Raw genomic sequence first — 20988 nt, forward strand, 5'->3', positions numbered from 1 at the left:
ATCAGGTAGGTTATTTGGCATGCATATTTTTAGTATAGCATGAAATATTTTAAGTTTTTATTGAAAAATGTTGACAAACTATTAGCTGGTTTAGTGCCATAAGAAAAAGGCTGCTTCAGCAACCTTCCTAATTGAAGTAAAGCACCTGTTAGTGAAAACGCAAGCGATACTGTACATCTTATACGAGTTGTGCGGTAATATTAAAATTCTTCTCCAGTTTGTTAGAAGAACATATTAGCTGTTTAATTCTTTAGTTAGTTTCTCAATCGCAAATAAAACTTCTTTAACATTTTCTTCACTGTTCAAATTATTCCTCGAATGTAGAAGAACAGGTCTTACGGATTCAACTGAACGTCCAAATTTGTCCATCCATTCATATCGTGGAACCATCCAAGTGTGAAAATGATGTGATGTATCTTCGTTATAAAAATAATAAACAAATTCTATACCTAATACTGCTCTCTGAGCCTGCCTGATTTTCGTTAAGATATATATATAATCTAATCTTTCTTCTTCATTTAACTCATCAAAACACTTTATATGACGTTTTGAAGCTAAAATGATTAGCCCTTTTATTGGGTATGCTACATCCTGATGAGCGTGAAAATATTCCGTTTCAATTACGACTCCACCATCAGGTTCGATCAAACCACTTGTTAATGCACAACTCAAACATTCAACTTCGACACTTTTACCATTTGATAATGTAATTTTCCTCAGAGTTATCCCCCCTAAGTTTCAGGGATATTATACCATTACTAGTTTTTTAAAACATTAAGATATGCCCTTTTAGCCGTACAGTTTATGTCTTATACGACATACCTTATGCAAATAACCTGCCCCATTAGTTCATGGAGTTCATTTTTTATCTTGAATGGTTTTGTGTGAAAATCCAGTTAAAACAGTGGTAAAAGGGGTTATCTTTAGAGTTATAGTCTCAAGCCCTATATCGTATCGTATGGTTTTTTTCTGTTTCCACTTCCAATTTCATTATAAAATGGAACTTTTATTTTCCAATTCTTTTTATTTCCATTACTCTTGCGCTACACAAGTGGAAATCTAGGTATTCTCCATAATAACCTACAATTGCATCGTTTATATCTCTTGATACTAACGTTAAAGGCGTTTCTTTAATATATCCTCTTTCAGGTTGGTACGCTTGTCCCTTCAGAAAGAGGTTTCAATAAGAAATTTCCTCGGTGATTATTCTCAAGCTACAAAAGATTTTTTTGATCTTAAACATACAACACTTTTAGAACAGATTCATATATTGAAAAATCAAACGAAGTAATAACTTGTGTAATTACATCAACAAACCACCTATGAATCAAGGGAGATTCTCTCACCTATAGGGCAACTATCAGGCCCTGTTCAACACGGATTATGGACTGAAAAGTGTTGGTAAATACAGCACTAACTTAGTGTCTAAATGTAAATGGGGAACCACGAAAGTTTTATTTTTAAAAATGGATCTTTCCGAACATTTCGGTGTGTAAAACAGGAAACAGTATACATTGCGGGTAAAGAAGGCTTTGAGTTAATTAATTGAATGCCCTCAGGGAATTTGGGATCAAAACAGCCGTTTGGTTTACGGATGACCCTTAGTATACCGATATTACAGCAAAGATAGCCCCTTATTATCAATCCGGTTTCATCCAAGGGTTAAGCTGCGTATCTTATTATTAATTTTAGGTTCTCCTCAAGTTATAATTTACCTCTCGCAGCCTATCCGAAATATTTATACTTACAAAAGGAATACTCGATTTCATATACGTTTGTTTTATGGGAGCGGGTTAGAATAAAAGAAATTGAGATGATGGTTTTGTAATGGGCATTTTACGATACTATATTTGTAATGGATTGAGCACCGGAATTGCCCAGTATTTCATAGGAATGGCCCATGGTCGGACACATACTATTTGTATATGATCTTGTGCGCTTTATTAAACAGGAAAATATTGTGGAACTAGGTGCACATTATGGCACGTCTTTTTCAAGTTTATTGTCATCTATAAGAGATGCGCAGGTTCCACCCTCTTGTTATGCTGTGACATTCGAAGGAAGACTCTCACTCTAGATACTAAGGAGAGCATGTATAACAGCAGTAAAGGCTGTTAATTCCAGAGAATTTCCGAATATAGGAATACTGCTTAAAAGGCAGACGTATCCATATAATATTTCCGCCTGCATTGCGGCAACTATATTTCTGCAAATGTTGTCATACGGAAAGGTAATTTCACGAGGCAATTTTTCCGCCTTTGAATACAAAGCTTCTAATCATCTTAAGGAAGGTAAAAATGCAAGAGACAATTGAATTTAATTGAAGGGAATGCTATTGCCAAATTCTGATTCGAAAAAAAAGAGGTACCACTTATAAATTTTAGAACCTACCTTCTAATGTTTTTAAAGGAGCGATGATTTTGAAACCTATAGCTTTCTATTTGCCTCAATTTCATGAGACCGACGAAAATAATCGTTGGTGGGGAAAAGGATTTACCGAATGGACCAATACCAGAAAAGCAAAGCCTCTATTTTCCGGACATTATCAGCCGAAAGAGCCGTACCAAGACTATTACTATAATTTGACAGACGAATCTGCAAGGGAATGGCAAGCACAAATTGCAAGAAAATATGGCATCTACGGATTTTGTTATTATCATTACTGGTTTAAGGGAAAAAGGTTTCTTCATAAACCATTTGATGCAGTTCTTCAAAAAGGAGAGCCCGATTTCCCCTTCTGTCTTTCCTGGGCAAACGACCCGTGGACAAGAACATGGACCGGTTCAAATCATGAGGTTTTGGAAGATCAAGATTACGGAGAAAAAGTAGATTGGAAAGAACATTTCGAATTTCTCCTAACAGCATTTAAAGATAAAAGGTATATCAGAGTAGAAAACAAACCTTTATTTCTTATTTATCGTCCTAGCGATATTCCCAAATGCGAGGAGATGCTGGAGTATTGGCAAAAATTAGCTGTCGAAAATGAGCTTGATGGAATCTATTTTGTCCAAACTTTAAACAGATTTAACAACCCTCAACTTAAAGGATTCGATGCTCGTTTTGAGTTTGAGCCTGGGTACACAATGTATTTAACAAATGGTATCCATTGTGGAAAAGCTGTTGATGGTTTTAAGCAAAAATTTGAACTAGTGAATTACGATAAATACTGGTCCAGTATACTAGAAAGAAAGGCTGACAAGGATAGTGCTAAAACTTATTTAGGAGCTTTCATCGATTGGGATAACTCCGCCCGGGTTGGTGGAAACTCACCTCTTATCTTCACTGGCGCGTCTCCCGAAAAATTTTCCTTTTATCTAACACAACAAATAAAAAGATCTCTAGAAATAAACAGTGAATTTTTGTTTATTAATGCCTGGAATGAATGGGGCGAAGGAACATATTTAGAACCGGATAAAAAATACGGATTACAATATTTGGAGTCGGTAAAAAAAGCATTAGAAAATAATGGGTTTTAGAGAGGTGACCTAAAATTACTGAACATCAGTTTCAAATTAGCCAATTGCATCAGTTCATTGATTCGGTCAGTGGGTGGTTGACAACTGCAGAGCAAACTGCACTACTACATTTGCCAGCTCTCGTTGATCATTTAGATGGGGAAATTGTTGAGATTGGTTCCTTTAAAGGGAAAAGTACTGTTGCATTAGGTCTCGGGAGCAAGTGGATAAGTGAAAAGAAACGAACAATTTTTGCCATTGATCCTTTTATTACCAATGGATATTATGCAGATTATTTTAACGTATTTCAGAATAATATTCTAAATTTCCGTCTTGCAAACTATGTATCACCAATAAAAAATTTCAGCCATGAAGCAATACAAGATTGTCCTGAGAGCATATCTGCCCTTTTCGTAGATGGAGACCATAGTTATTTAGGCGTAAAAAGAGATATAGAGTTATATGCTCCAAGAGTTGTCCGCGGAGGATTTATAGCGTTTCATGACTACACTGTTTATCCTGATGTTAGAAAAGCTGTTGATGAACTATGTGAGAGTAAAGAGTATGTACTTGTTTGTGATTACGATAGTTTGCGCCTCATACGTAAATTGAAATAAGAAGTAAAAATTAATTCATATTAGGTTACCTAACCCGATTAAAGGGTAGTCTAAAAAAATCCTAATCGTTATGTAGCTACTAGGCAAATTGTTTGCAGTGGTAATGCACTAACATATTTAAGCGGCATAAATTAACTCCTTGTGATATATAATTGTACAATTTTTATCGCATCCTTTGTTTTGTAAGGTTGTTAGATAAAACCGAATTATTGGATATTCACCAACGATTCTTTTTTTTAATCTCTGTTAAGGGGACCATAATGATGAAAGGCAAGAACGCGGCATCAACAGAGGATAATGAAATACATCTTCTTCAGTTTTTCGTTTCTTTATTTTCTTTTGGCGTTGTTGGTTCATTTCCCATATTTCCACTATCTATTTTGTCCCCATGGGGCCCTCTATAGCTTCCCTTCACCCGACTTCTCACCGGATACTCATTATCGACAAATAAAGAAAAGAGGTTGGGTACTGATATTATTCCTTTACAGTGTAAAAAGGCTACAGATTATCTGTAGCCTTTTTACACTCATACTTGGAGGAGATTTTGCAATATCTGAAAAAAAATAACAGCTGCTCTTACGAGTTAAAAATACAAGCAGTTTAAAGGTATTTAAATGGTGAAGGAAGTTATGTAAAAGTTGCCCAAAATTATGATAGAAAATTGGGTAGAGAAATATCGTGAAACTGGAAGTGTAGATGCTTTGAAAAACACGGCTTCACCATGGGCTGGTGTAAGTCCCGGAAATGATGAAAGTGCTGGTAAAAAAACGAGTAAAACCACACAAGGAGACAAAGCATTAAAAACGATGGCCAGTTCCGATCTTCAGCTAACGCACCCGTTAGTTGAAGAAAAGCTTTATATTATTATGATTTAAAATCAACAGTAGAAAATTTCCTTTTGTTTGCCTGTACTAAAGTAAAAGATAATATAGCAGAAATAAAGATAAGGATTGAACCGAATATATATACAGCTCGTACTCCAACAAAGTCAGCAATGAAACCCATTAGAAAAATGGATAAACCTGTAACAGTTGATAGCAGGATGCCTTGGAATGCAAATACCTTTGGTAAATGTAGAGTTTGAATATTTATTTGAAATGCAGTTTGTTGAGCCACATCTCTAATTTGGTATGCTGGACCCATTGCAACACAAAGCAGAAGGGCCAGTATTGGAATACTCGTCAGCCCATAAATTAACGTAAAAATACTAAATAATAACGAACCAACTGCCATACTAAATATCAAATGCTTCTGAATTGTTTTAGCTAAAAATAAAGTGATTATACCACCAATAATAGAACCAATATAATAACTTGCATTAATAAAACCCCACCATTGCTCCCCTTGGTTTAAGGCTTCTTTTACATACACTAATGTTATTGCTCCAATCCAAATGGAACCTGCCATTCCCTCAATAACATCCATTAAAGTAACCATTCTAAGAGTTAGATTAGACCATAAGATACCCCAGCCTTCTTTCATTAGTGCCCATTTGGATTGCTTTTCCGTTTGAACTTCAACTATATCAATTAAATATTGTGAAGTAATATATAAACATAATACGGAAACCCAAAGCAACACTGCATTAAAAGCCAAAGTTGGATTATGCCCCCAATTTATTACGGCAAAACCAGTAAAGCTATACCCAGCTATTTGAACAGATTGAGTTGTGATGGATATAGAACTATTTGCTTTCACAAGATTTTCTTTCGGTACAATTTTAGGTGTTACAGAATTAAGTAACGGGTTTCCCCATCCTTCCATAAAAGATATTACTAAAATTATAAATAACAGAACATAAATATGAGTAGTTATAGGCAAGAAACCAAAGAGTAAGAGAGTAAGTATTATTGCCTTTAAACCCTGAAGACTCACCATTAATTTAGAAAAAGTGAACTTTTTATATATTAATGGTGATGTTAGACCAGCGATTATATTAGCCAAGGCTTTGAATAAAGGAAATAATGAAGCAATTAATGCAGAATCAGTTTTTTGATATATAAATGTGGTAATAACCATAATGTAAATGACATCAGCTAAGGCTATGCTTGTCTTAGCAAACCAGAAACTATAAAACGGTATTCTTTTCATAATATCTCCCAATGATAAAAAGTTTTTATTAATTAATTATAATGTTCTTAATTATTAATAACTGAAAAAACGCTCTTTAAGTCAATATTATTTTTATGGTTTAATGCCACAACTGTCCCGATAGTATGAAATAAAGAAAAAGCTGCCTTAAAGACTGCTCCTATCTTAAGCTAACGCACCTGTTAGTTTATGTACATTTCTTCACTATTTTTTCAGCGATATTAACATAAATATCCATTAAAAAATCACCACACCTCTAAGAACTAGAAGTGTGGTGAGATGAATTCAATCAAACTTTACATAATCCCCTTCTTTGATTTGATTCTTTTCAAACCATCCAAGATTCACTTCAATTGCATAATGATAAGAAAGATCTGGATCATAGGTAGGACATTTATCCTTTTTACAAGGCTCCATATCAAGTATTTTTAGAATTTCCCCATCTGAATCAAGAAAAGCAATAGATAAAGGAATTAATGTGTTTTTCATCCAAAAGCCACCATATATTTTTTCTGAAAACACAAATAACATCCCCTCATTTTCGGGTAATTTCCCAACAAACATTAAGCCCTTTTCTATTTTTATTTGAGTATCTGCAACTTGAACGGTTAATCTAGTTTCCCTGTTACCACTGAGTATTTTTATCATTTTTGTTTTTATTCTATTTTTCATGTTTGCTCACCCTCGAGTATTATTATAAGCAGGAAAGAAAATTGATGTCTTTTTAAAGAAGTTCATGAGATTGAAATTTCCTTTTTTCGAAAAAACGTCTTTTCCCCTAATAATAAAAAGGAAGAAAGTTTGAGATAAAACGAAAACAAGAAGAAAAAAATAACTAGGCAAGCTCCTTTTCACTTCTAATACTTATTCTATGGTTTTAAATTTAATACTTTGTTTTCAATAATCACAGCAACAATATATAAAAAGATTTGTTCAACTGAACTGCCCCTTTAGTTCAAAAAGAAGGAAGAATCCCCTTACTTCATATCCAGCAAATTTTGTAAACAAAAAGAGCGTTAACCCTTTTGGTTAACGCTCTAAAATCGATTTAAAATACATTAATAGCTAATACATGAACCTATACGACTATGCCAAGTGTAAATTTCAATATCAATCTTCATTCTCTTCTTCTTCATATAAATCGTGTTCACCAATATAAATAGGGCCGTTTGCATGATTAATTCTGATTGGCCATTCATACAGAACGGATAAACGGCTGGATACATCTCTCCCAAATTTACTCGAATCGGTTTCAAAATCTTGAAACTCTTTTAATAGTTCTTTATAAGACGCACTGTCAAATTGTACATTCATTTCCTGCAACCTCATGAAAGCCATATGTCTAATTTCAAGCTCTGCTGCCTTTTCCATTTCTTCTTCAGTTGCCACTCAGAATTCATTAAGGAATGATTCAATACTCAACTTTATTTAGCCATTGACCATCAGGTTTATCATTTATCTCAAATTAATTGACACCAAGCTCTTTTAATACTGCCGTTTCTCTAGCAGCACCACATGCGAATGCAAGTACAAAGAAACTCTTCTTTCTTTTTATTACGATGCCCCCTGTAACATTTTAAAAAGTCGGCTCATCTATTTATGAATATTTTCATTTGTGGTTATTAAGAATGCTGGCAAATCCTACTGAACCTCATTACATAACCGACCGATATCCTCGACTTCAACAACGACCTCATCCCCCGACTTGATCGGGCAGCTGCCAGATGGTGAACCCGTGGCCAAAATGTCACCTGGCTCAAGTGTCATTACCTGCGAAAGCCAGCTGATTAGATACGGAATGCTTAGAGACATTTCATTGGTATTCCCGTCTTGTACAACGCGGCCGTTTAAAGTGGTCACAATCCGCAAATTTGTAGGATCTACCCCGGTAACGATGCACGGCCCCAAAGGTCCGAACGTATCAAATCCTTTGCCCCGCGTAAACTGTGGATCTTTTTTTGTAAGATCTCTTGCTGTGACGTCATTAAATATCGTACAACCAAACACATAATCAAGCGCATCTTCTTCTTTAATGTTTTTTCCGCGCTTTCCAATTACCAAGGCTACTTCCCCTTCAAGTTCTACTTGGTTGGATAGATCGTTTGGAGGAAGGATAATTTTCTCCTTGTCTGGAATAAGCGCAGATAATGGCTTTAAAAATAGAAATGGTTCTACAAGGTTTGCCTCTCCCCCTGTTTCCTTCGCATGACCTGCATATGTCCAGCCGAAATTAACCACTTTCGAGGGTTTTACAGGTTCCAAAATTTTCACGTCACTATATTTCAGCTCTACCCCGTCATACTTTATTTCCTTGTTGACAAGTTCAGCAAAACTGCTAGACAGTTGTAATATCATCTCATCCTCAACAATACCGTAATGTATCTTGCCCTGTTGATTCTGATAGCGAACTATTTTTTGTGTTTTTTGTAGCACATGCATTATGAATAAACTCCTTTGATGTAAGGTATACTGACCTCAGATAATATAAAACTCGGGTCTCCACATAATCGCAAACGAAGACATCCAACTCCATTATAACCGAAAAGCTCAATGAAATAGAAGTTTAGCTTCCACATACAATTAACTCCCCTTTAGCATTCCCGAAGAGCATTAAGGAAAATCAAAATCAAGGATTCATTTCGGTTTATCATTTTTATAAACGATTAAACTTTATTTAAACCGATATATGTTTTTTATAAACGGTACGACTCTATTTTAAAACTACACTAAATGAATTTAATATCACTGTGGAGCGATTAGTGTCTTTGTCTGGAAAAGGTATGTTTTCACTTTCAGTTAGTTTGCGACTAGCCTTTATTTATAACATTTTGAGAATATTTAGAGTATCAAAATATATTTCAGGCGGGAGCACTACAGACTTATCATAACGGAAAAACACCTTTCTGTCATTCTGTACGTGTCGCTTCGGCATTAAATGGACCGATAACCACGATCTGTACGGCTAACGCCTACATTTTGTAGGTTCTTGTTCCCTTTACGGTTTCACCGCCATACCGAACGAGCCGAAAAGTGAACTTGTTTTTTATTTCTTTATCTGTAGTTTATTTAACTCTACGGTTTGTAATGTTGATTCTACTTTCTTTAGAATTTGCTCTTATCTCTCCTGATGGAAAAGAGTTTATTATGGGAACACTGATCCCTTATTTCTTCTTTTTAACTATTTATTGGATAGCTTCATTCTTATATTTCAGAAATACAAAAATTCCACTAATTATAAGTCTTGTCATATTTATTGTCCTTGTCATTTCTATTTTACCTAGACTTTACATTGCCCAAGAGTATCATATAATAGAAGATCGAAATTTAAAGGATGACTACGCAGTAAGCTATCATACTTACAAAATCATTGGAGAAAAATACAGAGGAAATTCAGTTCAAGTATATAAAAAAGTCTTCCCTTTTACTTATAAACCTCAATCCGAATATAAAGACAGGACAGATCAAGCTGGCGATATTATGATGGAATTATATCGTAAAAATTACAAAATAAAAGATGGGAATACTTTGACTATTGGAGATTTCGAAATCCCATTAAAATAAAAAAGACACCATATTTAATATGGTTCCAGACTGTCGACAAAGTCGACAGCTGTTTTTTTGTATAAAGTTTAGCAACAATATATTGTTTCCTTCTTTCAAATTCACAACTAAATGTGCTAATTAAAAGATGCAAAAACCCAATAGGAAGAGCTTCTTTTTCCACCTTGATAAAGGAATAAATAGAAAGGGCATGTTTTGAAAAAAGATTAATCAAAACATGCCCTTATACTATTTAATTGGATTATTCTTTTATAAAAAAGATTGATCATTTTTGTGTTCCTTAATCAACTAACGCACCTGTTAACTTAAGTACATTCTTTCAAAATTTTGTTTTTATAATAAAGGCTATGTTTAAGAATAATGTTGATTATTTTAAAGTTTTAAAGGAAGTCCGTTATGTGCTTCCTTAATGAATATTTTAAAAGATGGGGGATCACCACTTGAATATCAAATTTGTACCGTACCTATCTAAAAATAACGTCTCACTCTATTCATATATTTTATATACTCTTCCCCAAATTTCTTGATACACCATCTTTCTTCTGAAAGAATAATCCAGTGCGCTGATATTTGGAAAACTATTAATAACCCAAGCAATATCCATGAATGTGTAAGCAATACACAACCCAAGAAGTAAATGAAATATGCAATGTACATAGGATTGCGGGATATTCGATATAACCCGTTTACATTTATCCCATTCATTTTAGGTTTAGCATAATTTACTATAGATACCGCATATAAAACAATTCCTGAAATATAGATTATTAGGCCGATATAAAACCAAACTGAGTCTGTTCTAATTTTGAGTAGTAATAAAAATAATAGAATAAGGGCGGTCGTAATTTGATAAATCCAGAAAGCCACTTTTTCTTTTCCCAATAATGGAGCAAAGAAACCTGCACGTTTAGGCCCCTCTTTACTTATTGCACTCAATAGGCCATACCTTATAAGTATAATTGGTATAACTGTCAAAAATGCATCCATTCTATCCCACCTTTTAGGTCTTTAATTTACAATTGAAGTTTATTGCTACTTATTTATATTACGAATACCCCAAAATATGTAAACTTACATTTATTCCATAATTTAAGAAATCCTCTAGTGTTTGAAACATATTCATCCTCCTCACTTAAATACTTCACAGAGCGATTATTTGTCTCATCTAAATACTCCTTCCAGAAAAAAATATTAAGTAATAAGTTCTACAAATAATAAATAATCCCTTGTTGAACTCCCTGCCCAATAAGTTGTTTAACGTAATCCAAAGCGTGGTTCATCGCCAAGAGATACTCCTAATTTCCAGACACTACTGAAAAACCGGTATCTACTAGGGGAGTAATGCCAGACATATAGTATTCTTTAATACTAAAAAAAGGTGGACATGTTGGTATTGATATAGGGAATAAGTAATCATGGGAGGCACAAACTAGTACTGGCATCCCATTTGTGATAGAACAAAATACTTCCAAGTCGAGTATGCACCTGAGTGAGGCTGAACCTTTGCATATTTGGCACCAAACAGCTTTGTTAAGTGCTCAATAGCTGCTTGTTCTGCCACATCATCAAATTCACATCCGCCATAATAACGTATTCCTGGATAACCCTCTGCATATTTATTCGTCATCACACTTCCCATGGCCTCTAATACATCTTGGCTGACGAAGTTTTCTGATGCGATCAACTCTAGTGTTTGATGTTGCCGTTGCCTTTCGTTTTCAATTGCTTAAAAATGGTTTGATCATTTTTCTGCAAACTCATTCTTATTTCCTCCTTTTTTTAGATAGCTGCTGCCACTTCATATCATGTTCCCTGTTTTTGCACGCAAAAAAGGACAGAAAAGGGTAATGGCAACATTCCCTTCTCTGTCCTTTTACCTGAGAGTTTAACTCTATGCTAAAAAGAGTCTTCCCCTTTGGTGGCGTTTTATAAACGCTCTCTCCAGAGTTGCGTCCCATTGTGGTTCTTTACCTGAGAGATTTGTTCCAAGGTTTTTTTGGAACTTGCTCCTTCAGTGGCTGTCTACATTGCACTCTCCCACAATCGTCATCAGCTATATATTTTTTTGAAACACTCTAAATATTCGCGATTGTACATTATTTACATAAGTATTTTTTATGGTATCGCCTCTTTATTTATACATATTCAGGAAACTAAGAAAAGATAAAACGGAGGAAAATCACTTTATATCAGCAAACGCTTTCAAATTTAACAGACTAATGCTTCTTTATGTAGTTCTGCTCTTGATAATCGCTGATTGCAGCCTGGTTTTTCTCTTTTTCTTTTAAAACATAACTAAGTAAGTCTAATGAGAGGCGCGCTGCCACTTGTCCAGTTATTCCCGTATGATCGTAAGGAGTAGCTACTTCTACCATATCAAAACCGATTACTTCTCCTCTTTTTGCAATTCCATGGAGTAATTCGTTGACTTCATCATAAAGCAGGCCTCCAGGAGAAGGTGTGCCTGTCGCAGGGGCGATCGATGGGTCGAGGCCATCAATGTCCATGGTAATATAATATTTTTCACCTTCTGGAATAAGTTCCAGAACCTGTTCAAATCCCATCTTTCTCATTTGGCGGGGAGACAAGATGACACTTCCGTATTCTCTGGCAGCATCGACATCTTCTTTTTTACTGCTGCTGATTCCACGAATGCCCAATTGGAAAATCTTTTGAACATGATTCATTTCAGATAAGCGGCGGATGCAACTTCCATGTCCAACCCGCATTCCTGAACGGTGATCTGCCCAGTCTAAATGTGCATCAATCTGGATCACATGAAATGGCCCGAGTTCACCCAAGCCCTTTCCTACTGGAATTGTAATGGAATGATCTCCACCTAAAACAACTGGCATTGCACCTTTTGAAACGATTTTTCGAATGGCTATTTCCGTATTATCATGGGATTGCATCATATCCCCATGGACTATGTCTACATCACCGCAATCAACGACTTTCCATTTCGGGCCAAGATAAATGATATCATTTTCAATATCATAGGCACCATCTAACCCGAAACTATATAATGTAGAGCCCTCCCGAATTCCTCTTGGACCCATTCTTGCGCCTGACTTCCATTGTGTTCCCATATCATTTGGAACTCCAATGACAGCTACATCTGCATCTAGCTGGTCTAGATCAGGACATACGGGATATTTCCCGAACGTACAGATTCCGGTAAAAGGTAAATTAAGATGTTGTTTTTCATTATTCGACATGAACTTTGCCTCCCACTTGTATTACGTCCTCGTTAATATATAGGCAAGCTTCCTGCCAACCTATAAAACTAGGCAAAACGGAATTGTGTAGTCAATAATGACTACCAGGAACCAACATATTTTCTGATTACTCGATTCTCCCTAGTAAACGCCACGGAGAAAGAGCGCGTGGAATATAATACATATACTGTAAAATATTATTATTTTCTTGTTAGGTCTTAAATTAGGTCTTAAAAAACAAATCTTGATGAACTAGCACTAGTAAAATAAACAATTAGGCTGACAGCTTTCTTTCTTTTCCAGCCCATTTACAGAAATAACATTTTAAAATTTTGGTGGATTCAAAAAAATGCTTCCTCTATTATTAGAACTTCTTCGATGTAAGCATTACTCACTCTCTTTTACTCATTTATCTCTACTTCTCAATTTTTAATGATCAAACCACTTGGTTGGTTCCACTTCTAAGTTAATGTTGATTTGTTTTACCTCACTAAACTCATCTAAACCAAAAGTTCCTAATCCACGGCCAATTCCGCTCTGTTTGTAGCCTCCCCACGGGGCTTCATTGTAGGCTAGATTGTAGGCATTAATCCATGTAATTCCGGCCCTTATTTTCTTAATCACTCTTAAAGCCTTTGCACCGTCTTGGGAAAATACACCTGCTGCGAGGCCATATGGGGAATCATTAGCAAGCTGGATGGCTTCCGCTTCATCTTTAAACTTTTGTACAGTCAGTACTGGCCCAAATATTTCTTCCTGAACAATTCTCATGTCCGGTTTGGTATCAACAAATATTGTCGGCTCAACAAAATAGCCCTTTTCAAGCCCATTGCTTGTGATACGCTTGCCGCCGCAGGCTAATGTCGCCCCTTCTTCTATGCCATGTTGAATATATTGGAGTACCTCATTCATATGTGCTTCACTGACAAGGGCACCCATTTCTGTAGAAGGTTGATCACCAGGACCGACTTGGATCTTTTTCGCTTTCTCTATCAGTCTATCGATAAACTTGTCGTGAATGCTCTCTTCAAGCAGCAAACGCGATCCTGCATTACAAACTTGACCTGCATTTACAAAAATCCCATATAAAGCATAATCCACTGCTGTCTCAAAGTCTGCGTCGGCGAAAATGATGTTAGGTGACTTGCCGCCTAGTTCGAGGGCAATGTTCTTAATATTTCCAGCAGCTGTTTTCATGATGCTTCTGCCCGTTGAGGTGCTGCCAGTGAATGAAACCATATCGACTTTATCGCTTTCCGCTATTTCATTTCCTACGGTTCCCCCACCGCCCATCACGAGATTGGCAACGCCATCTGGAATGCCAACTTCTTTGATAATCTCGAACAATTTGGTAGTGGTAACCGGAGTTATCCCGGCTGGTTTAAACACGACCGCATTTCCTGCAGCAAGGGCAGGGGCTATTTTCCAAGCTCCCGTCAGTAAAGGAAAATTCCACGGAGCGATCAGTCCACATACCCCTACCGGCTCTCGAACAACCATAGCCTGTACAGGACCAGAAACAGGATACGTTTGGCCGTCCGGTTTTGTGACTAAACCGGCATAGTAGCGAAAACAATCCGCTGCGTCAGCAATGTCAAACTCTGACTCTTTAAGAGGTTTTCCGGTATTGGCTGTTTCAAGTTGGCTAAGCTCAGATACATTTTCTTCAATCTTCTCCGCTATTTTAAATAAATAGGAAGCCCGTTCCGAAGCCGGTAAGTCCGACCAAATCCCAGAATCAAATGCTAGTCGTGCTGCATCAATAGCCATCTTGGCATCTTCTGCATTTCCGTTGGGAGCCTCTGCAATGATCTTGCCGTTTGCCGGATTTACAATATTTTTCTTCTGTTTACTTAAAGAATCCATCCACTCACCGTTTATAAACATTTTCAACTTATGCAATTTGAAAAACCTCCAGTTCGTTAATCTTACTTTATAGCAATCTCATATCCATAAATAGCTAATTATGTACCCGCAGCAAGTGGGCATACGCATGTTTTCTGTAAAACATGGCGGCCGCCCAATTAAAACTCCCATCAAGCCGGCCGCCGATTCAAAAATTCTAGATCAACATTAATCTAGTTAAATTTTTAAATTAATGTTGTGTTTTTCGCCTCATAAGTCTTTTGGAATAATGCCAAATAATCTTCGCGTGTCACTTTTCTTGAATTCGTCTGTGTACATAAATGAACTGCTGCCCCTTCAGCAAGGAATGGGAAATCTTCCGGATTGACATTATTTAAATCTCGAAAATCAGGAATGCCAATTTTACGAGCAAGCTCTTTTAACAATACAACACCTTCATAGGCAGTTTCCTCAATTGTTTTACCTTCTTTATTTGCTCCAAGTTTTTCAGCTACAATTGCATGTTTTTCAGGGTTTGAAGGAATATTAAATTCAAACACATGTGGAAGAAAGATAGAATTTGCTACCCCATGTGGAGTATCATAAAGACCTCCAAGTGGTTCAGCCATAGCATGTACAGCACCAAGATCCGCGTGATTAAATGCCATACCTGCAATTAAACTGGCTACAAGCATATTTTTCCGTCCTTCTAAGTCGTTCCCATTTTCTACAGCTAACGGAAGGTACTTAGCAATTAATTCAATTGAATAAAGACTGAGAGCATCTGAAATTGGTTCAGCAATATTGCTGGTATAAGCTTCGATAGCATGTGTAAGTGCATCCATTCCAGTAGCAGCAGTAATAGATTTAGGCAGAGTTAGAGTTAATTCAGGATCCAAAATTGCTAGTTTCGGAGCCAGTCTAATGTCAAGTATAGCCTCTTTCTGTTTTGTAACTGTATCTGTAATGACAGAACCTGTTGTAACCTCACTTCCAGTACCTGAAGTTGTAGGAATACAAATAAGTGGAGTGATTTCTCTCTCTAGTAAATTAAAACCGTAACGATCTCTAAGCTCTCCTCCATGGGTTAAAAGTGTACCAATTGCTTTTGCTGTATCCATCGAACTTCCGCCGCCAAGACCTATCAAAAGATCTATTTCCTCGTCTTTAAATTGTTGATAGGCTCTATGGCAATCTACATCTTTTGGATTAGGAGTAATTTCATCAAAAACAATATAATTGACACCTTCCTGGTCTAACGAATCGGTAACCTTTTGTAAAATTCCAGTTTGCGCCAGTCCTTTATCGGTAATTAGAAGTGCCTTTTTTCCTCCTAGCTCTTTTGCTCTTTTCCCAATATTTTTAACTTTTCCGTTCCCAAACTCTATAGAAGTAGGAAGATTGAAATTAAAATCCCAGATCATCATTAATTTCCCCTTTCAATTTTTCAAATAGTGTAATAGTATAGTGACTCACTCTCTTTTACTCTTTTATATCTACTTCTTCATTTTTTATTGATCAAACCACTTGGTTGGCTCCACTTCTAAATTAATGTTAATTTGTTTTACCTCACTAAACTCATCTAAACCAAAAGTTCCTAATCCACGGCCAATTCCGCTCTGTTTGTAGCCTCCCCACGGTGCTTCATTGTAGGCTAGATTATAAGCATTAATCCACGTAATTCCTGCTCTTATTTTCTTAGTCACTCTTAAAGCCTTCGCGCCGTCTTGTGAAAATACACCTGCTGCGAGGCCGTATGGAGTATCATTGGCAAGTTGGATGGCTTCCGCTTCATCTTTAAATTTTTGCACGGTAAGTACTGGCCCGAATATTTCTTCCTGAACAATTCTCATGTCCGGTTTGGTATCAACAAATATCGTCGGCTCAACAAAATAGCCCATTTCAAGTCCATTGCTTGTGATACGCTTGCCGCCGCAGGCTAATGTCGCCCCTTCTTCTATGCCAAGTTGAATATATTGGAGTACCTTATTCATATGCGATTCACTGACAAGGGCACCCATTTGTGTAGACGGTTGATCACCAGGGCCGACCCGGATCTTTTTCGCTTTCTCTATCAGTCTATCGATAAACTTGTCGTGAATGCTCTCTTCAAGCAGCAAACGCGATCCTGCATTACAAATTTGGCCGGCGTTTACAAAAATTCCATATAAAGCATAATCCACGGCCGTCTCAAAGTCTGCGTCGGCAAAAACGATGTTTGGTGACTTGCCGCCTAATTCGAGTGCAATGTTTTTAATATTTCCAGCTGCTGCTTTCATGATGCTTCTGCCTGTCGATGTACTGCCAGTGAACGAAACCATATCAACTTTATCGCTTTCCGCTAGTTCATTTCCTACTGTTGCACCACCACCCATAACTAGATTTGCAACGCCATCTGGTATGCCAACTTCTTCGATAATCTCAAATAATTTAGTAGTCGTAATCGGAGTGACCTCGGATGTTTTAAATACAATCGTATTTCCTGCAGCAAGGGCAGGGGCTATTTTCCAAGCTCCAGTCAGTAAAGGGAAATTCCACGGAGCGATCAGTCCACATACCCCTACCGGCTCTCGAACAACCATGGCCTGTACAGGACCGGAAACAGGATACGTTTGGCCGTCCGGTTTAGTGACTAAGCCGGCATAATAACGAAAACAATCCGCTGCATCCGCAATGTCAAACTCTGCTTCTTTAAGAGGTTTTCCGGTATTGGCTGTTTCAAGTTCGCTAAGCTCAGATGTATGTTCTTCAATTTTCTCTGCTATTTTAAATAAATAGGAAGCACGTTCCGAAGCCTGCAGGTCTGACCAAATCCCGGAATCAAATGCGGTTCGTGCCGCTTCAATGGCCATCCTGGCATCTTCTGCATTTCCGTTGGGAGCCTCCGCAATGATCTTGCCGTTTGCGGGGTTAACAACATTACTCGTTTGTTTACTCAAAGAATCCATCCACTCACCGTTTATAAACTTTTTCAGCTTCAACAATTTGAAAAAACCTCCTGTTCGTTATTCTTACTTTAACAATCCCGCTTTAAAAATAGGTAACGCTTTCATTTTTCCTTATTTTCAAAATATTCACACCTCCTTTAGTTTCATATACTTACTTCAGTGTAAAAAACGGATTAAAAGTCTTCTACCTTTTGGGAAAGCGTTTTTTCATTCATATCTTCTACCTTTTGAGGAATGATCTCCTCATCAAAATGAAACTCAGGAAGAGGCTTGCGGAAAAAATTTGTCATATAAAGAAGATATGCTAAGCCACATATCACCCAAATGCCTCCAAGAATCAATGCCTCTATTTCTAAATGTGACCATAACCACATAGTAAATACTGCGCCAATGAACGGTAAAAATAAATACCTTATGCAATCGTTAAAAGATCGTTTCTGATTTTTTATAAAATAATGGGCTATGACAGATAGATTAACAGATGTAAAAGCAATGAGCCCTCCAAAATTGATAAACTTGATGACTTGCTCCAGAGTTAACACGACGCCTAGTAAAGAAATTATTCCTATCACGATAATACCGTGTGACGGTGTTTTAAATTTGGGATGAATATAACCAAATAGATTTTCAGGCAATACTGAATCGCGGCCCATTGCATATAACACACGTGATGCGCTTGTAATTGAAGCAACTCCTGAAGAAAAGTTACCAATAATTACCGCAGTAATAAATAATGATTTAAATAGGTTTCCTCCAACAAGTATAGCGATTTCCATGGCTGCTGAATCATTGTTTTCAAATGAAAAACCCGGATAGACCAATTGTGCTAAGTAGGAAGAGCCAATATACAAAACCCCTATTAATAGCAACATTATGATAATAGCTCTTGGGATGGTTTTTTCAGGATTGATTGTTTCCTCTGACAAGGTAGTAAGTGAGTCAAAACCAAGGAAACTAAAACAAAGAATTGAAGAGCCTGCTAAGATTACTGACAAGGGAACCTCTGAATTGAATAATGGTTTACTCGAGAAAAGAGTTCCTGTCCCAACTCCATCTAATAAATTTTTGACGGTTAATATCCAGAAAAAACAAACGAAAATGATTTGAGCAATAACGAAAATTTTACTTGCGGATGCTGATGTCTTTACCCCTAGTATGCTTGGTACAACTATGATAGTAGTTAAAAGAATAATCCACACATAATGTGGAATCCCTGGAAACACTGCACTTAAAAAGACAGTGGACATCAAACACGTCACCATAGGTGTTAAAATATAATCAAGCATAATTGTCCAACCTACAAGAAACCCAACTTTAGGATTAATAGATTTTTGAGTAAATGTATAAGCTGAACCTGAGATAGGGTATGCTTTTGCCATCTTTCCGTAGCTGAGCGCTGTAAACAGTATCGCTAGAAATGCAATAATGTACGCACCCGTAATTACACCATGTGAGGTTACGGTAGCTATTCCATAGGTATTAAAAAATACCATGGGGTTATTCCAAGCAATCCCTAAAAAAACAACCTGTGACAAAGTAAGTGTTCTAGCAAGTTTCTTCCGTTTCATAATCAGCTCCCTCACATTTATAAAGAATACTCAGAAGATTTAAATTATTGTGTATTTTGATTATAAAGGTTGTTGTAACACAAAGGTCAACACCTGTATTATATTTTTTAAGGGGGCGATTAAACTGAAAGAAAAATTAACAATTGGTGAGATGGCAAAGTTACGAGGGATGACTACGGAGACCTTGCGCCATTATGATCGGATTAACTTATTCAAGCCGCAATATATCGATTCACATTCGGGATACCGCTACTATTCTATTTTCCAGTACGAGGTTTTAGGAACCATCAAAGAATTACGACAACTTGGAATGAGCACGGATGAAATAAAGGATTATTTCAATGAACGCAATTTTAGTAAGTCTTTGGACATTCTTAAAGCAAAGCACGCAGATCTTGTTTCAAAGCTGAACGAATTAACTGACTTGGAGGAAAATATCCGGGAAAAAATTGTATATTTGGATCACGTAGCAAGAGAAACGGAACTTCAAACGGTTATGTTTCGTGAATTAGGACGCAGGAAGTTAATTACATTGAATGAAAAAATCAATAATAATTTGGAACTCGGTTATGGTGTTATAAGGCTAGAAAATATGCTTGCTGAGAAGACACCGATTCTGGCCAGTAACAGACTAGGCATTCTCATCCAGGAAGCGGATCTTAGAACTAAACGTTTTGAAGAACCATCAGTCATTTTCGTTGTGGCAAAAAGTAAAGAAAAAATACCAAAACAGTACCAACGGATCGTTCCGGCTGGGTTATTTGCGTGTATCCGATATAACGGAGAATTACTATGGAACCGAAGCGAAAGCTTGAGCAAAATATTTGATTATCTTGATGAAGGTGGTTATCAAATTACCGGCGATGCGCTGCAAATTATGCATGTTGATATTACGATCACAGATAAACCAAACGAGATTACCTTTGAAATTCAAGTTCCCGTTCAAAAGGTCTGACCTATTTGGGCAGGACAAATGTTTATTTTTATAGTTTAGACGAAAGATATAGGAGAAGTAATGATTATGGAATTGAACTAGCTAATGGCAAGTTCTTTTTTCAGAAAGGATGCCAACGAAAAAACAATAAAATGGGAATCTTCATTCATAGATACCTGAACCCTATTAGCGTAAATAAAAAGAATCCATTTTGAAAAAAGATTAATCAAAATGGATTCTTTCCTTCTTAATGGACTAACGTACCTGTTCGTATTATAAGGTCAGCCAGAAAATAAACTGTACCCTATAGAGTGGACACTTAAAAAAGGTCTGCCCTATAGGTACTTTTATGTATAATGAAAAAAATGGGAGAATCGGAGAACAATTAATAATAGCTTGTACCAAAATCTTACTTCCGTCATCGAGGATTGATATTCAAAGGGTTTCAGTCCTACGATGAATGACTTAACCGATTCCTCTTAAACCGGAAGTTCTGTACCTGAAGGGTGGGTTCGTCTTATATCCCTGATTAGTCATTAGTCATGAACGGGTTTAATTTTGTACCTAGAGGTGACTTTGTTTATTTCTCCAATGCTATCGCATAGGACAGAGCAAACTTTTGAGGACGTGATTTCATAACTGAGCTCAAGGTATAGGTTTATTTAAATGAACCAAATATTTCTTCTGCCAATTTACGACCCGTCGGAGTTGCAGCCAGTCCGCCTTCAGCTGTTTCACGAAGCGCAACTGG

16 protein-coding genes, 2 pseudogenes and 2 riboswitches are annotated in these 20988 nt (G+C 36.7%); of the genes and pseudogenes, 5 read left to right on the forward strand and 13 right to left on the reverse strand.

Features of this window, described 5'->3' with window-relative positions; translation table 11 throughout:
- Positions 1 to 234: 234 nt before the first annotated feature.
- Both ACQKMR_RS26375 and ACQKMR_RS26380 read right to left on the reverse strand, forming a co-directional pair.
- On the reverse strand, positions 235 to 720 hold the full coding sequence (locus ACQKMR_RS26375) for an HIT family protein (protein WP_427699940.1): 486 nt from the start codon (positions 718 to 720) through the stop codon (positions 235 to 237).
- A 1440-nt stretch (positions 721 to 2160) separates the two neighbouring features.
- Positions 2161 to 2274: pseudogene (locus ACQKMR_RS26380) on the reverse strand (type III pantothenate kinase); the annotation flags it as partial.
- 146 nt (positions 2275 to 2420) lie between these two features.
- Here ACQKMR_RS26380 and ACQKMR_RS26385 point away from each other — a divergent pair.
- The 3 genes from ACQKMR_RS26385 (at position 2421) to ACQKMR_RS26395 (ending at position 4947) form a co-directional block, all read left to right on the forward strand.
- A complete protein-coding gene (locus ACQKMR_RS26385; protein ID WP_427699925.1) occupies positions 2421 to 3476 on the forward strand; it encodes a glycosyltransferase WbsX family protein in 1056 nt (351 codons plus the stop codon).
- Positions 3477 to 3553: 77 nt separating this feature from the next.
- Positions 3554 to 4072, forward strand: a complete 519-nt coding sequence (locus tag ACQKMR_RS26390) for a class I SAM-dependent methyltransferase (protein WP_427699926.1) — start codon at positions 3554 to 3556, stop codon at positions 4070 to 4072.
- Positions 4073 to 4710: 638 nt separating this feature from the next.
- Positions 4711 to 4947, forward strand: coding sequence for a hypothetical protein (locus ACQKMR_RS26395; protein ID WP_427699927.1), 237 nt, complete (start codon positions 4711 to 4713; stop codon positions 4945 to 4947).
- Here the strand turns inward: ACQKMR_RS26395 and ACQKMR_RS26400 are convergent.
- From ACQKMR_RS26400 to ACQKMR_RS26415, 4 genes are all read right to left on the reverse strand, one after another.
- Positions 4937 to 6163: an MFS transporter gene (locus tag ACQKMR_RS26400; RefSeq protein ID WP_427699928.1), complete on the reverse strand. Its 1227-nt coding sequence runs from the start codon at positions 6161 to 6163 to the stop codon at positions 4937 to 4939. The genes ACQKMR_RS26395 and ACQKMR_RS26400 overlap by 11 nt on opposite strands.
- Positions 6164 to 6448: 285 nt before the next feature.
- A complete protein-coding gene (locus tag ACQKMR_RS26405) occupies positions 6449 to 6835 on the reverse strand; it encodes a DUF192 domain-containing protein (RefSeq protein WP_427699929.1) in 387 nt (128 codons plus the stop codon).
- A gap of 438 nt (positions 6836 to 7273) precedes the next feature.
- A complete protein-coding gene (locus tag ACQKMR_RS26410) occupies positions 7274 to 7552 on the reverse strand; it encodes a hypothetical protein (RefSeq protein WP_427699930.1) in 279 nt (92 codons plus the stop codon).
- Positions 7553 to 7804: 252 nt separating this feature from the next.
- Entirely contained in the window at positions 7805 to 8602 is a 798-nt protein-coding gene (locus ACQKMR_RS26415; protein ID WP_427699931.1) for a fumarylacetoacetate hydrolase family protein, read from the reverse strand.
- Positions 8603 to 9193: 591 nt separating this feature from the next.
- Between ACQKMR_RS26415 and ACQKMR_RS26420 the strand changes: the two genes are divergently transcribed.
- The gene (locus ACQKMR_RS26420; RefSeq protein WP_427699932.1) at positions 9194 to 9724 is read left to right on the forward strand and encodes a hypothetical protein; all 531 of its coding nucleotides are present in this window, start codon (positions 9194 to 9196) and stop codon (positions 9722 to 9724) included.
- 468 nt (positions 9725 to 10192) lie between these two features.
- On the opposite strand, the gene ACQKMR_RS26425 is transcribed toward ACQKMR_RS26420, so the two are convergent.
- From ACQKMR_RS26425 to ACQKMR_RS26455, 7 genes and pseudogenes are all read right to left on the reverse strand, one after another.
- Positions 10193 to 10711, reverse strand: a complete 519-nt coding sequence (locus ACQKMR_RS26425) for a methyltransferase family protein (protein WP_427699933.1) — start codon at positions 10709 to 10711, stop codon at positions 10193 to 10195.
- Positions 10712 to 11165: 454 nt separating this feature from the next.
- Positions 11166 to 11485: pseudogene (gene glyA, locus ACQKMR_RS26430) on the reverse strand (serine hydroxymethyltransferase); the annotation flags it as partial.
- 95 nt (positions 11486 to 11580) lie between these two features.
- Positions 11581 to 11674, reverse strand: a riboswitch (glycine riboswitch).
- A riboswitch (glycine riboswitch) is annotated at positions 11675 to 11774 on the reverse strand. It abuts the riboswitch before it with no gap.
- 166 nt (positions 11775 to 11940) lie between these two features.
- The gene (gene speB, locus ACQKMR_RS26435) at positions 11941 to 12942 is read right to left on the reverse strand and encodes an agmatinase (protein ID WP_427699934.1); all 1002 of its coding nucleotides are present in this window, start codon (positions 12940 to 12942) and stop codon (positions 11941 to 11943) included.
- A gap of 429 nt (positions 12943 to 13371) precedes the next feature.
- Positions 13372 to 14844, reverse strand: coding sequence for an aldehyde dehydrogenase family protein (locus tag ACQKMR_RS26440; protein WP_427699935.1), 1473 nt, complete (start codon positions 14842 to 14844; stop codon positions 13372 to 13374).
- 188 nt (positions 14845 to 15032) lie between these two features.
- Positions 15033 to 16214, reverse strand: coding sequence for an iron-containing alcohol dehydrogenase (locus ACQKMR_RS26445; RefSeq protein WP_427699936.1), 1182 nt, complete (start codon positions 16212 to 16214; stop codon positions 15033 to 15035).
- An 84-nt stretch (positions 16215 to 16298) separates the two neighbouring features.
- On the reverse strand, positions 16299 to 17771 hold the full coding sequence (locus tag ACQKMR_RS26450) for an aldehyde dehydrogenase family protein (RefSeq protein ID WP_427699937.1): 1473 nt from the start codon (positions 17769 to 17771) through the stop codon (positions 16299 to 16301).
- 137 nt (positions 17772 to 17908) lie between these two features.
- Complete coding sequence (locus ACQKMR_RS26455; RefSeq protein ID WP_427699938.1) at positions 17909 to 19303, reverse strand: APC family permease; 1395 nt, start codon at positions 19301 to 19303, stop codon at positions 17909 to 17911.
- Between the two features lie 151 nt (positions 19304 to 19454).
- Between ACQKMR_RS26455 and ACQKMR_RS26460 the strand changes: the two genes are divergently transcribed.
- Positions 19455 to 20258: a MerR family transcriptional regulator gene (locus tag ACQKMR_RS26460; RefSeq protein ID WP_427699939.1), complete on the forward strand. Its 804-nt coding sequence runs from the start codon at positions 19455 to 19457 to the stop codon at positions 20256 to 20258.
- The last annotated feature ends 730 nt before the right edge of the window (positions 20259 to 20988 follow it).

This window comes from Peribacillus sp. NPDC096540 (genome assembly GCF_050278525.1).
Taxonomy (GTDB): domain Bacteria; phylum Bacillota; class Bacilli; order Bacillales; family DSM-1321; genus Peribacillus.

What these genes read in the sequence shown, in the direction of transcription:
- ACQKMR_RS26425 (WP_427699933.1), bottom strand. Translation starts at nt 10,711, where the DNA reads ATGGATGCATTTTTGACAGTTATACCAATTATACTTATAAGGTATGGC.
- speB (WP_427699934.1), bottom strand. Translation starts at nt 12,942, where the DNA reads ATGTCGAATAATGAAAAACAACATCTTAATTTACCTTTTACCGGAATC.
- ACQKMR_RS26415 (WP_427699931.1), bottom strand. Translation starts at nt 8,602, where the DNA reads ATGCATGTGCTACAAAAAACACAAAAAATAGTTCGCTATCAGAATCAA.
- ACQKMR_RS26405 (WP_427699929.1), bottom strand. Translation starts at nt 6,835, where the DNA reads ATGAAAAATAGAATAAAAACAAAAATGATAAAAATACTCAGTGGTAAC.
- ACQKMR_RS26445 (WP_427699936.1), bottom strand. Translation starts at nt 16,214, where the DNA reads ATGATGATCTGGGATTTTAATTTCAATCTTCCTACTTCTATAGAGTTT.
- ACQKMR_RS26400 (WP_427699928.1), bottom strand. Translation starts at nt 6,163, where the DNA reads ATGAAAAGAATACCGTTTTATAGTTTCTGGTTTGCTAAGACAAGCATA.
- ACQKMR_RS26455 (WP_427699938.1), bottom strand. Translation starts at nt 19,303, where the DNA reads ATGAAACGGAAGAAACTTGCTAGAACACTTACTTTGTCACAGGTTGTT.
- ACQKMR_RS26460 (WP_427699939.1), top strand. Translation starts at nt 19,455, where the DNA reads ATGGCAAAGTTACGAGGGATGACTACGGAGACCTTGCGCCATTATGAT.